This window comes from Agromyces molybdatiresistens (assembly GCF_052748445.2).
This window is the reverse complement of sequence record NZ_CM188258.1, coordinates 780584-794225: the sequence shown is the minus strand read 5'-3', so window position 1 is coordinate 794225 and position 13642 is coordinate 780584. Positions and strand designations below refer to the sequence as shown.

Annotated in this window: 13 protein-coding genes; 8 read left to right on the top strand and 5 right to left on the bottom strand. The window is 74.0% G+C overall.

Annotation, left to right across the window (positions count from 1 at the left end; all coding sequences use genetic code 11):
* Nucleotides 1–13: 13 nt before the first annotated feature.
* The 3 genes from ACULK2_RS03550 to ACULK2_RS03540 all read right to left on the bottom strand — a co-directional run bounded on the left by ACULK2_RS03550 (nt 14) and on the right by ACULK2_RS03540 (nt 4951).
* Nucleotides 14–2695, bottom strand: a complete 2682-nt coding sequence (locus ACULK2_RS03550) for a LuxR C-terminal-related transcriptional regulator (protein ID WP_501044987.1) — start codon at nt 2693–2695, stop codon at nt 14–16.
* A 120-nt stretch (nt 2696–2815) separates the two neighbouring features.
* On the bottom strand, nt 2816–3811 hold the full coding sequence (locus tag ACULK2_RS03545) for a DUF5937 family protein (RefSeq protein WP_445968946.1): 996 nt from the start codon (nt 3809–3811) through the stop codon (nt 2816–2818).
* Between the two features lie 30 nt (nt 3812–3841).
* On the bottom strand, nt 3842–4951 hold the full coding sequence (locus ACULK2_RS03540) for a hypothetical protein (RefSeq protein WP_445968947.1): 1110 nt from the start codon (nt 4949–4951) through the stop codon (nt 3842–3844).
* A gap of 194 nt (nt 4952–5145) precedes the next feature.
* On the opposite strand from ACULK2_RS03540, the gene ACULK2_RS03535 reads away from it, so the two are divergent.
* Nucleotides 5146–5538 carry a cupin domain-containing protein gene (locus ACULK2_RS03535; RefSeq protein ID WP_445968948.1) on the top strand — a complete coding sequence of 131 codons (393 nt, stop codon included), beginning with the start codon at nt 5146–5148 and terminating at the stop codon, nt 5536–5538.
* Nucleotides 5539–5624: 86 nt separating this feature from the next.
* The gene (locus ACULK2_RS03530) at nt 5625–5915 is read left to right on the top strand and encodes a DUF4287 domain-containing protein (RefSeq protein ID WP_445968949.1); all 291 of its coding nucleotides are present in this window, start codon (nt 5625–5627) and stop codon (nt 5913–5915) included.
* A 71-nt stretch (nt 5916–5986) separates the two neighbouring features.
* Here ACULK2_RS03530 and ACULK2_RS03525 read toward each other — a convergent pair whose 3' ends face one another.
* A complete protein-coding gene (locus tag ACULK2_RS03525) occupies nt 5987–6625 on the bottom strand; it encodes a DUF2278 family protein (RefSeq protein ID WP_445968950.1) in 639 nt (212 codons plus the stop codon).
* A 105-nt stretch (nt 6626–6730) separates the two neighbouring features.
* Between ACULK2_RS03525 and ACULK2_RS03520 the strand changes: the two genes are divergently transcribed.
* The 5 genes from ACULK2_RS03520 to ACULK2_RS03500 all read left to right on the top strand — a co-directional run bounded on the left by ACULK2_RS03520 (nt 6731) and on the right by ACULK2_RS03500 (nt 11341).
* On the top strand, nt 6731–8227 hold the full coding sequence (locus ACULK2_RS03520; protein ID WP_445968951.1) for a carboxylesterase family protein: 1497 nt from the start codon (nt 6731–6733) through the stop codon (nt 8225–8227).
* Nucleotides 8224–8727 (top strand): ASCH domain-containing protein, encoded by a 504-nt coding sequence (locus ACULK2_RS03515; protein WP_445968952.1) that lies wholly within the window; start codon nt 8224–8226, stop codon nt 8725–8727. Before ACULK2_RS03520 ends, ACULK2_RS03515 begins: the two co-directional genes overlap by 4 nt.
* Nucleotides 8728–8778: 51 nt before the next feature.
* Nucleotides 8779–9720 (top strand): hypothetical protein, encoded by a 942-nt coding sequence (locus ACULK2_RS03510; protein WP_445968953.1) that lies wholly within the window; start codon nt 8779–8781, stop codon nt 9718–9720.
* Nucleotides 9721–9799: 79 nt separating this feature from the next.
* A complete protein-coding gene (locus ACULK2_RS03505; RefSeq protein ID WP_445968954.1) occupies nt 9800–10375 on the top strand; it encodes a GNAT family N-acetyltransferase in 576 nt (191 codons plus the stop codon).
* A 36-nt stretch (nt 10376–10411) separates the two neighbouring features.
* Nucleotides 10412–11341, top strand: coding sequence for an ROK family protein (locus tag ACULK2_RS03500; protein WP_445968955.1), 930 nt, complete (start codon nt 10412–10414; stop codon nt 11339–11341).
* Between the two features lie 140 nt (nt 11342–11481).
* Here ACULK2_RS03500 and ACULK2_RS03495 read toward each other — a convergent pair whose 3' ends face one another.
* Nucleotides 11482–11955, bottom strand: coding sequence for an NUDIX hydrolase (locus ACULK2_RS03495; RefSeq protein WP_445968956.1), 474 nt, complete (start codon nt 11953–11955; stop codon nt 11482–11484).
* 315 nt (nt 11956–12270) lie between these two features.
* Between ACULK2_RS03495 and ACULK2_RS03490 the strand changes: the two genes are divergently transcribed.
* Nucleotides 12271–13590 (top strand): MFS transporter, encoded by a 1320-nt coding sequence (locus ACULK2_RS03490; protein ID WP_445968957.1) that lies wholly within the window; start codon nt 12271–12273, stop codon nt 13588–13590.
* Nucleotides 13591–13642 lie beyond the last annotated feature (52 nt).

Sequence of the window (13642 nt, the reverse complement as noted above, 5' to 3'; positions counted from 1 at the left end):
CCCGCGAAGCGGGTCAGTTCGCGGGCAGCCGCTCGGCGAGCTGCTTCCGCGAGGTGGCGCCGAGCTTCCGGAACACCTTGCGGAGGTGGTAGTCGACGGTGTTCGCGCTGATGAACAGCGTCGCGCCGATCTCCGCGTTCGTCTGCCCGTCCGCGGCGAGCCGGGCGATGGTCGCCTCGCGCGGGGTGAGGTCGTCGAGACCCGGGTCACCGGGAACGTGGCGGGTCACGTGCTCGCCCGTCGCCTCGAGTTCGCGCAGCGCCCGGCCGGCGAACGCGGGGGCTCCGACGCGCTCGAAGACGGCCAGCGCGAGCTTCAGCTGCTCGCGCGCCTCGCGGCGTCGTCTCATCCGGCGGAGCCACTCGCCGTACACGAGGTGCGCGCGCCCGAGGTCGGCCCTCGAGGTGGCGCGCCCGAGGTGCTCGATCGCCGCGAGGTAGTGCGGCTCGGCCGCGTCGTCGGCGGCGAGCAGGGCGGCGGAGCGTGCGGCGAGGCCGCGCACCCAGGGCGTGCCGCTCACCGCTGCGAACAGCTCGAGCCGCGCCGCGGCGGCCCGCACGTCGTCGGGCCGCCCGCTCCGCACCCCCGCCTCGACCCAGTCGGGCAGCTGCTGGTAGGTCACCTGCAGGAAGTTCCGCTCGATCATTGGCTGGAATCGATGGAACGCGTCGCGGTAGTGTCCGTCGGCGATCTCCCTGATGCCGAGCCCGGTCATCGCGATCGTCCACGCGCCCGCGAATCCGGTACTGAGGATCGCCTCGGCCATCTGCTCGACGAGCTCGGTCGGCGCGCCCGACCAGGCGAGGTAGGAGGCGTTGACCACCTGCTCGGCGTCGTAGCCGATGGCGCGCCGCAGTTCGCGCACCTCCTCGACGTACCGGCCGGAGGCCGCGGGGTCGCCGCGCACGAGTTCGAGGAGGCTCAGCAGCCACAGGCTGGTGTCGACGACGCGGAGCGAGCCGACGGCCCGCGCCGCGCCGAGCGTGCGCTCGAGCAGTTCGACGCAGACCCGCTCCTCCCAGAGCGCCATGGTCAGTGCGACGCCGATCGAGCCGACCTCGAGCAGCTCGGCATCGGACATCGCGCGAAGCAGGTCGACCGCCTCGCGCATGAGGGGCACGGCCTCGTCGTACGGGCTCAGGATGTGCGCGGCGAGCGCACGGAGCAGCACGGACATCCACCCGTCGGCGACGTCGACGCCGGCGGCCAGCCGGGTGCCGAGCTCGGGAAGCGTGTGACCCCGCACCGCCCACTCGGCGGTCAGCTCCGCCTCGAACGCCCGCAGCAGCGAACGTTGCTCGAACTCCGGCGCCAGCCCGTGCACGAGGTCGGCGACCCGCAGCATGGTCGTCGCGCCGTCGACGATCCCGTCGTGGTCGGCGAGGAAGAGCGCGAGCAGCGAGCGGAGCGTGAGCATGCGGCCGAGCGAGATCGGGTCGAGGCGATCGGCGTCGAGCCGGCCGAGGAGGTCGAGCGCGAGCTGCGCGGCGCCCGCGATGGACGCCGCCTCCGCGGCCGCGAGCAGCCGGAGGTCGCGCGCCGGCCCGTCGGGCGTGAGTTCCGCGGCCCGAGCGAGCAGCCGCGCGCGCGACGCGGTGCCACCGCGCCCGCCGGCGGCGTCGGCGGCGCGTTCCATGCGCGCCGCGACGTCGTCGTCGGTTCCGGAGGTCGCAGCCGCCGCATGCCACGCGGCGAGGTCGTCATGCCCTCGTTCCGACATCAGTTCGCTCAGCATCTCGTGCACCCGACGGCGGTCGGACCCCGGCATCCCGGTGTAGGCGGCCGACCGTACCAGCGGATGGCGGAACGCCACGGCGTCGCGCACGGACACGAGGCCGGCGAGTTCCGCCGGCGACGCGGCATCCGCGGGCAGCCCCAGCCGGCGCGCCGCCTCGTCGATGACCCCGGCGTCGCCCGTCGACTCGGCGGCCGCGACGAGGAGCCAGGTCCGCGCCGGCGACGGCAGGTCGCCGAGGCGCGCGAGGTAGTGCGCCTCGAGGCGGTGCCCGATCGGCGACGGCGCCTCGGCGAGCGAGGACGCGGTGAGCTCGTGCGCAGTGAGGTCGTGGGCGAGGTCGATGAGCGCGAGCGGGTTGCCGCCGGTCTCCTCGGCGATCCGCATCGCGAGGAACGGGTCGATCGCCTCCTCCGAGGACCGGTTCAGCAGCCGGACGGCGTCGAGCGGCTCGAGCCCGCCGAGCTCGAGCACCGGTACACCCGCGACGGCGGCGGGATCCAGGGCGTCCGCGCGCGCGGCGAGGAGCAGCGCGACGCGCTCCGCCTGGAGCCGCCGGGCGACGAATGCGAGCACCTCCAGTGATTCCGCGTCGAGATGGTGCGCGTCGTCCACCACGAAGGCGACCGGTTCCGTCTCGCCGGCCGCCGCGACGAGCGACAGCATGCCGAGCCCGACGAGGTAGCGATCGGGAGGATCGCCCTGGTCGAGCCCGGCCGCGATGCGCAGTGCCGCGGCCTGGCGCGGCGGGAGGTCGGCCACGTGCCGCGCGAACGGCGTCCCGAGCCGCTGGAGCGCCGCGTACGGCATCGCCGACTCCGCCTCGAACCCGTCGGCACGGACCACGCGCAGGCCGTGCGACGACCGGACCGCCTCGGCCACGAGCGTGCTCTTGCCGATGCCGGGTTCCCCGCGGACGAGCAGCGCGCCGCCGTGCCCGTTGCGCGCAGCGCCGAGCAGCGTACCGAGGCGGTCGAGCTCGTCGGTCCGTCCGAGCAGTGCGGGGGTTTCGGCATCGATGGGGAAACCGTATCCCTGCGCCGCCCACGGCGTCCATGGGAATCCGGAGCGGATCGCGACTCAGATCGCCGCGCCGACGAGCGCCTCGCCGAGCGGGGTCCGCTGGTGCAGCATGCGCGAGCCGTCCCGGCGGCTCGCGACGAGGCCGGCGTCGCGCAGCACGGTGAGGTGGTGCGAGGCGGTCGAGATCGCGAGCGCGGAGTCCGCGGCGACCTGGGAGGTCGTCCGCGACTCGTGCGCGGCGAGGAGGATCCCGGCCCTCGCCGGTCCGAGCAGGGCGGCCAACGCCTCGGCGAGCGCCGCGGCATCCGTCGCCCAGTTCTCGGTTACGCCCTGCGCCGGATAGAAGAGGGTCGGCTGCGCCGGCGGCTCGGTGAGCACCATGCAGCGGCCGCCGCCGAGGACGGACGGCACGAGCACGATGCCCGAGCCACGGCAGTCGAGCACCTCGGAGTGCTGGGTGAGCTCGACCCGCAGCGCGCCCTCGTGCCACTCGACCGTGTGGTGCAGGCCGGCGGCCATGGCGGCGATGCCGTCGGTCGCGATGCGGCGCGCGCGCACGGCGATGTCGGCGCGGAGGATGCGCTCGAGCTGCGGCCACACGGGTTCGACGAGCGCCGTCCACAGCTCGAGCCACGCGTCGGCGATCATGGCGCGAGCGCGCGGCAGGTCGTCGAGCATGCGGAGCACGGCCTGCCGCCGGGCGCCCGTCGACCGGACGACCACCTTGCCGAGGTCGACCCGCATGAGCTCGTCGGGCACCTCGCGGAGCCGGGCGGCTTCGTCCGCGGGCTCCAGGTCCCACGTCGGCGTGGTCGTGAGGAAGTCGGGGAAGTACCCGGACTCGCGGACGAGCACCGCGAAGAGCTCGAACGACTCGCGCGGCACGCGGTCGCGCACGCTCCGCAGCCAGCCCCATTGCAGCGGGTGCTCCGCCGGGCGCTGCAGCACGCGGACCGCGTGGCAGACCTCGTGCCCCGGCGACACCCCGAAGCGGATCGCCGACACGTCGCCCGGCGCGAGCCGGAAGTCGACGTACTGCGGCTCCACGGTCACCCCGTCACTGTGCCACAGCCGGGCGCGGCGTCAGTAGGTCTGCGCCACGATGGCCCGCGCGATCGCGCCGGCCCGCGCGCCGTCGATCCAGTACAGCGAGTCGCCCGCGGAGAGCGCGGCGAGGCGCCCGACGGGCTCGTCGCCGGCATCCTCGACGTATGCGGTCACGGTGTGACCCTCGGGCACACCCTCCGGTTCGATGCGACCGAACGCGACGCCGGCATCGGGCGCGTCGAACCGGTCGACGAGCTCCCCGAACCCGCGTGCGGTGCGGATGATCGTCTCGGGGAACCCGTCGACGACGATCGCGCAGGTGAACGTGCCGGCGCGGAGCGCGACGGCCTCCTCGAAGGATGCCGCGGGCTCCTCGCGCGAGAAGGCGACGACCTCCGCGCCCGGCGGCGCCTCGGCGGCGGCGAGGATCCCGGGCGCGGCGAGCCCGCCGCGGCACTCCGCCGGGGTCTCGCCGACCGCGACCAGCGGCGGCCCGAAGCCGTCCGCGGGTGCGGCGGCGACGCTCGCGTACGCGGCGGCGGCGACCTCGGCGAGCCGGTCGATCACGACCTCGATGTCGACGCCCCGGTATCGCCCGCCCCACGCCGTGAGCCCCGCGGCGCGCACGTCGACGAGCACCCAGTGCTTCCCGACGGGCGCCGAGAACACCCACCCGCTCTCGCCGCCGAGGAACGACGCGTCGACCTCGCCCACCCGCCGGGTCGGGACGGCACCGCCCTCGTGGCTCTCCAGCGGAACCCACTCTGCGGCCCCGTCCGGCAGCACGGCGATGCGCAGGTACGCCCAGTCGCTCGGGTCGTCGTACACGGGCATGCCCGAGCCGACGCGCCACGAGCACGACAATCCGCCCACGCCCTCGAGCAGCACCGACTCGAAGACGGCCTCGGGCTGCACGGCCGACACCGGCGCGACCGGCTCGGGCGCCGAGCCCTGCAGGGCGGCCGCGACCAGGTCGCCGGGTGCCAGGTCGGCGCAGTCGAGCGGCCCGGATGCCGCGGGCAGGACGCTCGGAGTCGGCGAGGTCGTGGGGGGCGTCACCGACCGGTCGGCACCCGTCGAGGCGCAGCCGGTGAGGAGGACGGTCAGGATCGCCGCGGCGGTCCGCACGGCGGCGTTCGAACGCATGGGCCGAACCTATCCCCCGGCGGCCGGCGCCGTGCGGGATCTCCACCGTCCGACCGCGTGTTTCGACGCTGATCGAAACAGTTCCGCCGCGGATGGCGCGGCGGGACCCTTGCATCGGACACCGGAGCACCGCGAGCCTCGCGACACCCGCGAGCCGCGGCATCCGTCATCACCGAACACGAATCGAGGTCATCATGAACCCCGCCGAGATCACGCTGGCACCCACCCGGCCCGCGCCCTACGGCGACGTCATCGTCCGGGCGGAGACCCTGCGCATCGGCACCGGGCGCACTCGTCGCTTCGTCGGGCTCGACCACGGCGCCGGCATCTCGTACTTCTTCGTCGACAACGAGCCGGGCGAGGGGCCCGGCCTGCACTGGCACCCCTACGCCGAGACCTGGGTCGTGCTCGAGGGCACCGCCGAGATCACCATGGGCGACCGGCGCATGACCGCCGGCGCCGGCGACACCGCGACCGTGCCCGCCGGCGTCTGGCACCGATTCGAGAACGTCGGCGACGGCCGCCTGAAGGTGCTCTGCATCCACGCGTCCGCCGTGATCGTGCAGACCTGGGCCGACGAGGACTGACTCCGCCGCCCGCCGCACGACCATCGTGCGACCGAGCCCACCCGTCCGATCCATCCCACACGTCCCCACCGAAGGAGAGCACCGCCATGTCGTTCCAGGCCTACCTCGACAACATCGAGGCCAAGACCGGGCTCACGCCCCGCCAGTTCATCGCCCTCGCCGAGGAGAAGGGCTTCGGCCCGGGCACCAAGGCGACCCCCATCGTGCAGTGGCTCGCCGAGGACCACGACCTCGGCCGCGGCCACGCGATGGCGCTCGTGCACGTCATCACCAGGGGACCGCAGATCAGCGCGAAGCACGTCGGCAGCGACGGCACCCACAGCGACCCGACCGACGAGCTCTGGCTCGACGGAGCGGCGACGAACCCGCATCGCTGAGCGCGCGGCGCCGGAAACGCGCACCGGGCGCGTCGGGTCGACTCCGCGAGCGTTCCGGCCGGCGCCCCCGGTCAGAGCGGATGACCCTGCTCGTCGGTCCGCCCGGCCTGCGTGCTGAAACGCGACACGAACGCGTCGAGGTCGCCGTCCGGCCGTTCGACCACGACCGCGCCGTCCTGCCAGATGCCGTTCTCGGGCCACCACTGCGAACCGGCCGGGTCGCCCTGGTTCTGGTGCACGTTGTGCATGCCGAGGTCGCCGTCGTCGAACGGCTCGCCCCAGACGAGCGTGCGGCGCCCGACCACCAGGATCGATTCGAGGGCGGCGGATGCCGCGGCGAAGTCGCCGACCGTCCACGGGCGTCGTCGGGCGCCGAGCAGGAGCGCGATGCAGCCGGGGTGCTCCGCGATCGCCGGGTGCCGGATCAGGTCGATCGCGCCCGCTTCTCGCGTCCGCGCGAGCTCGTGGTAGCCCGAGGACGCGCCGACCGTCGGGGCGAGCATCGAGCGCCGGATGCGCAGCACCTTCCAGTGCACGCCGATGTCGGACTTCTTGCTGTCGACGTCGACCGCGACCGCGTAGGTGCCCGCGGGTGCGACGACGCGCAGGTTCACGTGGAACCAGCGACCGAAGTCGTCGGGCTGGTCCCGGAAGTGCTGGGACAGCGCACCCACGAGCACGCCGTAGGCCTCGAGCGGCACGCGTGCCACGCTACTCCTCCGACGCCGCGGCCACGTCCCCCGTTCGGGTGCGGGCTACGCTGGCGAACGCACCCCGCGCGGACGGTCCGCGCGGGACGCACTGGAGTCGACCCCATGACGCAGACCGACCCGGACTCCCGGACCGACCCGAACCCGCCGACCGACCCGGAGACCCGGCCCGACCCCGCTGGGACCGATCCGGCCGGGGCCGGCCCGAACGTCCAGGCCGACGAGGCCGAGGCCGCCGAGCAGCTGCCTCAGGCCGGCGCGGCGCCCGTCGGCGAGCCGATCGGGTTCTCGACCCCGCTCGGCGAGTTCCCCGCGCTGCGGGGCGACGGCGTGGTCCGGGTGCGCAACATCCGGTACGCGACGGCGGGCCGGTTCGAGGCACCCGTCGCCGCAGGAATCCGGCCGGACGAGGCATCCGCGCTCCGGACCCGGCGCCTCGCGTGCCCGCAGCCCCTGAGCCCCAGCGACGAGCTGCTCGGGCGGCCGCTCCGCGGCGTCGAGTTCGACGAGGACTGCCTCCGGCTCTCGATCACGCTGCCGGACGACGCGCCCGACGAGCCGATGCCGGTGCTCGTCTGGGTGCACGGCGGATCCCACGTGTCGGGAGCCGGCGACCTCGCCGGCTACGACCCCGCGGCGATCGTCCGCGAGCAGCGCGTCATCGTCGTCGCCGTGACCTCGCGCGTCGGCCTCCTCGGCTACCCCACGGACGACGCGCACCCCGCGAACCTCGGGCTGCTCGACCTGATCGCCGCGTTCCGCTGGGTCGGCGAGCACATCTCCGCGTTCGGCGGCGACCCCGAGCGCATCACGGCCGTCGGCCAGTCCTCGGGCGGGGACGCGCTCGCGCACCTGATCGCCGCCGACGAGGCCCGCGGGCTGTTCCGCCGGGTCGTCCTGCAGAGCGCGCCCTTCGGCATCCGCACCGGACGCGCCGAGATGCAGCGGCGGATGGCGGAGGCCGCGGGCCCGCTCGACCCGGAGGCGTCGCTCGACGAGCTGTTCGAGGCCCAGGCGCGTGCCAAGGCCGCGGCCGCGGGGTCCGGCCTGCGCTCGGCGATGCCGTTCGGGCCGCGCGCCGGTGCGGCGCCCCTGCCGCCCGAGGATCGCATCGAGGCGGCGTGGCGCGAGCACGCCGCGGGCCTCGACGTGCTCCTCACCTGGAACCGCGACGAGACGGCGTTCTTCTTCGAGGTCGACCCGAAGCTCGCGGCGCTCGCCGCGCGGCCGGTCGTCGGTCCGTTGCTGCGACGGCTCATCGTGGCCCGCACGACGAACGCCGTGTACCGGTCGGGCATGCGCCGGTTCGCGCGCGTCGTCGCCGACGGCGGAGGCGAGGTGCGGGTCGCCGAGTTCGACGGGCACCCCGACGGCAGCCGCATCGGCTCGGCGCACGCGATCGAGGTCGCGCTGCTCTTCCCGGCGACCGACGCCTGGGACGGCGCGCCGCTGGTCGCGCCCGACGGCGCACGCACGCTCGTCGCGGCGGGCGCCGCGCTCCGCGCCGCGTGGGCCGACTTCGCGCGCACGGGGGCGTTCCCGGCGGGCTACGTGCCGACCGGTCACGGATGGACCGGCAGCCTCCTGGCGAGGCGGGCATGAGCGCCGGGAACGCCCCCGTCGACGACGCGGCAGCCATGACGCTCTGGGCGGAGTACCGCGCCGCCCGGCCCGATCGTGCGCTCGACCCCGAACCGCCGAGCGTCGAGGTGTTCGGCGATCACCCCGCGCTGACCGATGAGCTCCTCGGACTCGTGCTCGACGGCACGAAGCGGGCGACCGCGACGCTCGTCGCCGAGTTCCGGTCCGAGAGGGAGCCGCTCCCCCGTGTCGGCAGCCACTGGATCGCATGCGACTCGGCCGGCCGGCCGCGCGCGATCCTCCGGAGCACCGAGCTCCGGATCGGACCGTTCTCGAGCGTCGACGCCGCATTCGCGTACGACGAGGGCGAGGACGACCGCACGCTCGCATCGTGGATCGACAACCACCGCCGCTACTGGCAGCGCGTGTGCCCCGGCATCGGCGTCGAGTGGCGCGAGGACCTCGACGTGATGTTCGAGCGGTTCGAGGTGGCCTGGCCGCCGGAGGTCGCGGACGTGTGATCCGCCCGTCGCCCTTGCCCGGTGTCGGCGGCATGGTCGAGCATGGCCCCCATGCACGATGACGTCATCTCCTGGCTGCTCGACGCCGATCCGGCCATCCGCTGGCAGGCCATGCACGACCTGCAGGATGCGCCCGACGACCTCGTCGCGTCCGAACGCGCGCGCGTCGCCACCGAGGGGTGGGGTGCGCGACTCCTCGCCGGGCAGGCCGACGACGGCTACTGGGGCGGGCACGTGTACGGGCCCGACCGCGAGCGGAACTCGGTGATGTGGACCCTGCAGATCCTGCGGAACCTCGGTGCGCCGCCCGATGCCCCACCCGTGCGCACCGCCGTCGACCGCGTCGTGACCGGGGTCGTCTGGGCGGAGTTCGACGACCTCCCCTACTTCAGCGGCGAGGTCGAGGAGTGCGTCAACGGCGGCGTGCTCGCGAACGCCGCCTACTTCGGCGTGCTCGGCGAGGGCAGCGACCGCATCGTCGCGCGACTGCTCGACGAGGTCCTCCCCGATGGCGGCTGGAACTGCGAGCCGGCCGACGAGTCGCAGCGGTCGTCCTTCGACTCGACGCTGTGCGTCATCGAGGGGCTCCTGGCGTACGAGCAGGCGACCGGGTCGACGGATGCCGCGGTGACGGCGGCCCGGCACGGCGGCGAGGAGTACCTGCTCGAGCGCAGCCTCTTCCGGCGCAGGTCGACCGGCGAGCTCGTGAAGCCGCGGTACACGAACTTCACGTTCCCGACCTACTGGTTCTACGACGTCCTTCGCGCGCTCGACCACTTCCGCGAGGCCGGCGGCCACGCCGACGCCCGCCTGCGACCGGCCCTCGACCTCGTGCTCGAGCAACGCGCCGAGGACGGGCGCTGGCCCGCCGGCTCGCCGTGGCCGGGACGGCACCGGTACGAGCTCGACGCGCCCGAGGGCGAGCCGAGCCCGTGGAACACGCTGCGCGCGATGCGCGTGCTGCGCTGGGCCGATCCGGTCTCGCTCGACTGACGGTCGGTCACCCGGGCCGGGCTCGGGTGGCGCGCGTCGACCGAGGCGCGGTGTCGGCGGCCGGTGGCAGGATGCGGCCATGGGGATCGAGGTGCGCGCGGCATCCGTCTTCGACGACGTCGCCGCCGTCGTCGGGCCGAAGCGGCCCGACGCGAACGTGTGCTGGTGCCTGAGCTACCGGCTGACCTCGTCGAAGGAGAACCGGGCGCTCACGGGGTCGGCTCGCGGCGAGCGGGTCCGCGAGCTCTGCGCCGAGGACCCGGCGCCCGGCGTGATCGCCTACGACGGCGACGAGCCCGTCGGCTGGGCGGCCATCCACCCGCGTGCCGGCACGAGCTTCGCGACGAACCGGCGCATCCCGCACGTCGACGACCTCGACGTGTGGTCGCTCTGGTGCGTCCGCGTTCGCCCCGGGCACCGCGGGCAGGGCATCTCGCATCACCTCATCGTGGGCGCGGTCGAGTTCGCGCGCGAGCACGGTGCGCCGATGGTCGAGGCCTACCCGGTCGACAACCGCGGCGATCGGGTCGACCTCACGATGGCGTACGTCGGCACGCGCGCCGCGTTCGAGCGCGCCGGATTCGTGAAGACCGCCGACACGACGAGCGTCCTGAACGGCTTCCCCCGCGTGCTCCTGCGCCTCGACCTGCGCTGAGTGCGCGGGCGCCGCGTTCCACGGCATGATCGATGCATGCCTGCCACGTCGCCCGTGTCCGCCGTCGCCCTCGCCGTCGACATCGGCGGCACCAAGGTCGATGCTGCGCTCGTCGACTCCGAGGGGCGGATCGTCCCCGGCAGCCGCCATCGTGCGCCGACGGGGGCGGGTCAGACGCCCGAGACGTTCACGCTCGCGATCGCCTCGGTCTGCGAGCGCGCGACGGATGCCGCGGGGCCGATGCACCGACTCGTCGGCATCGGCGTCGGCACGGCCGGGCCGCTCCTCGGCGACGGCACGCACGTGTCCCCGCTCAACATGCCCGGCATCCGGGACCTCCCGCTCGTGCCCGCCGTCGAGCGCTTCGCGGACGGCGCCCCGGTCCGGGTCGCACTCGACGGCACGTGCATCGCGCTCGCCGAGGTCCGGTTCGGGGCCCTCCGCGGCGTGCGGAACGGCATCGCCATGGTCGTCTCGACCGGCATCGGCGGAGGGATCGTTCTCGATGGTCGCGTCGTGCGCGGCGACACGGGCAACGCGGGCCATGTCGGCCAGTCCTGGGTGCGCCGCCCGTCGCCCGAGGACCCGGTCGCGGCGACCGTCGAGGCGGTCGCGTCGGGCCCGGCGACGGTGCGCTGGGCCAACGCCCACGGCTGGGAGGGCGCCGACGGGCTCGCGCTCGCCGCGGACTACCGCGCGGGGAACCCGGTCGCCGTGCAGGCCGTGCACCGGTCGGCGGACGCCGTGGGGCATGCGATCGCGTCCTTCGGCGCGCTCCTCGACGTCACGACCGTGGCCGTCGGCGGCGGCTTCTCCCGCGTCGCCGACGACTACCTCCCGCTCGTCGAGGCCGCCGCGCACCGCACCGCGGTGCTTCCGGCCGCGCGCGAGGTCAGCGTGGTGCCGGCGGAACTCGGCGACGACGCACCGCTCGTCGGCGCCGCGTTGCTGGCGTTCGAGGGCTGAGCGCGCCGGGCCGAGGCCACGCCCCACCCGAACCCGAGGCCGGGGGCCGCAGCCGGGCCGGAGCGCGGTGCCGGGGCCGGGCCGGGGCCGGGGCCGGGGCCGGGCCGGGGCCGGGGCCGGGGCCGGGGCCGGGGCGACGCTCAGTCGACCTCGAATCGCGCCGGCCCGTCGCCCGCGGCGAGGGCGGACTCGATGCGACGGCGGTGCTCCTCGTGCACCTCGCCGAGGTCGTCGGGGGCGTGCCATCCGAGGTCCGTCATCTCGCCGTCGGCGGCGTACGGCTCGCCCTCGAGCCAGGTGCAGCGGAACGTGAGATCGAGGTAGTCGGCCTGGTCGCCGTTGCCGTAGACGACGCGCGGCACCTGGTGCACCCACGCGAGCCGCTCCACGCGGATGCGCACTCCCGACTCCTCGAACGCCTCGCGTGCCGCGGCGACGGCGGGCTCCTCGCCGGGATCGACGATGCCCGTGATCGGCGTGAGCGCGCCGGTGTCCGATCGACGGCCGAGCAGCACACGGCCGTCGCGGACGATCACCGCCGTCACGCCGACGAGCGGGAGCGGCGCGGTCCCGACGTGACGGCGGAGTTCGAGGACGAAGTCGGGCGTGGGCATGCCGACACCCTATGCGCGCGACTGCGACCGCCACCGCGGCCGCGGCCGCGACCGCAGTTCGCAGGACGAGACGCGCTTTGGACGCACCACGGACTTCATCGGCGCGCTCATCCTGCGAATCCACGCCGACGCACTGGGCGGGGCAGCCGTTCGTCGCGTCTGCGCCGCCGCTCGTCGCACGGGGGCTACCGCTGGACGGCCGGTGTACGCTATGTTCGGTTTTCCAACCGAACGATCGGTCGGGAAACCCCGCAACGGCGCACCACCCCCGCGCCGGACCCCCGTTCCATCCCTGCACAGAACAACGGAGTTCGCATGACCTCAACCGTCCAGGAAGCCACGCGTACCGGGAGGATGACCCGCGAGGAGCGCAAGGTCCTCGCCGGAACCCTCGTGGGCACGTCGATCGAGTGGTACGACTTCTTCATCTACGCCCAGGCGGCCGGCCTCGTGCTCGCGCCGCTCTTCCTCGCCCCGCTCGCGGAGGCGAATCCCACGCTCGCGCAGGTGCTCGCCTTCGCGACGATCGGCATCTCGTTCCTGTTCCGCCCCCTCGGCGCGGTCGTCGCCGGCCGGCTCGGCGACAAGCTCGGGCGCAAGAAGATGCTCGTCTTCACGCTCATCCTCATGGGCCTGTCGACCTCGCTCATCGGCTTCCTGCCGACGTATGCCGCCATCGGCATCGTCGCGCCGATCCTGCTGATCCTGCTCCGCATCCTGCAGGGCTTCTCGGCGGGCGGCGAGTGGGGCGGCGCAGCGCTCATGTCGGTCGAGCACGCCCCGAAGGGCAAGCGCGGCTTCTTCGGCGCCTTCCCGCAGATCGGCGTGCCCGTCGGCATGATCCTCGCGACCTTCACGCTCTGGATCATCACCTCCTCGATGTCGCCCGAGGCGTTCATGGAGTGGGGCTGGCGCATTCCGTTCATGCTCTCGATCGTGCTGATCGTGGTGGGATACGTGATTCGCCGCGCGGTCGAGGAGAGCCCCGTCTTCAAGGAGCTCCAGGAGCGCAAGCAGGAGTCCTCCGCCCCCCTCAAGGAACTGTTCCGCACGAACACGAAGAACGTCGTCCTCACCGCGGTCATCTTCATCGCCAACAACGCCGCCGGCTACCTGCTCATCGCGTACTTCGCGACCTACGCGGTGACCGCGCTCGGCATGGACCGGCCGACCGTGCTGCTCGCCACGACGTTCGCGTCCTTCGGCTGGCTCGTCTTCACGCTCTGGGGCGGGCGCCTCTCCGATCGCCTCGGACGGATCCGCACGTTCCAGATCGGCTACGTGTTCCTCGCGCTGTGGGCGATCCCGATGTGGTTCCTGATCGACACCGGGAACATCGTCTGGTACTTCACGGCGCTGTTCCTGATGACGTTCGGACTCGGCCTCTCGTACGGCCCGCAGGCGGCGCTCTACGCCGAGATGTTCCCGGCGAAGGTGCGCTACTCGGGCGTCTCGATCGGCTACGCGCTGGGTGCCATCCTCGGCGGCGCATTCGCCCCGATGATCGCCGCGGCCCTGCTGGGCGAGACGGGCCAGTCGTGGACGATCGGCCTCTACATCGCGATCGCCGCGGTCATCTCGCTGATCGGCGTCTCCCTCGTGAAGGAGACGAAGGACGTCGACCTGAGCGTGTGAGGTCCGGCCGCCCCTGACGAACGACGAGAGGCGGATGCCGCGTGGCATCCGC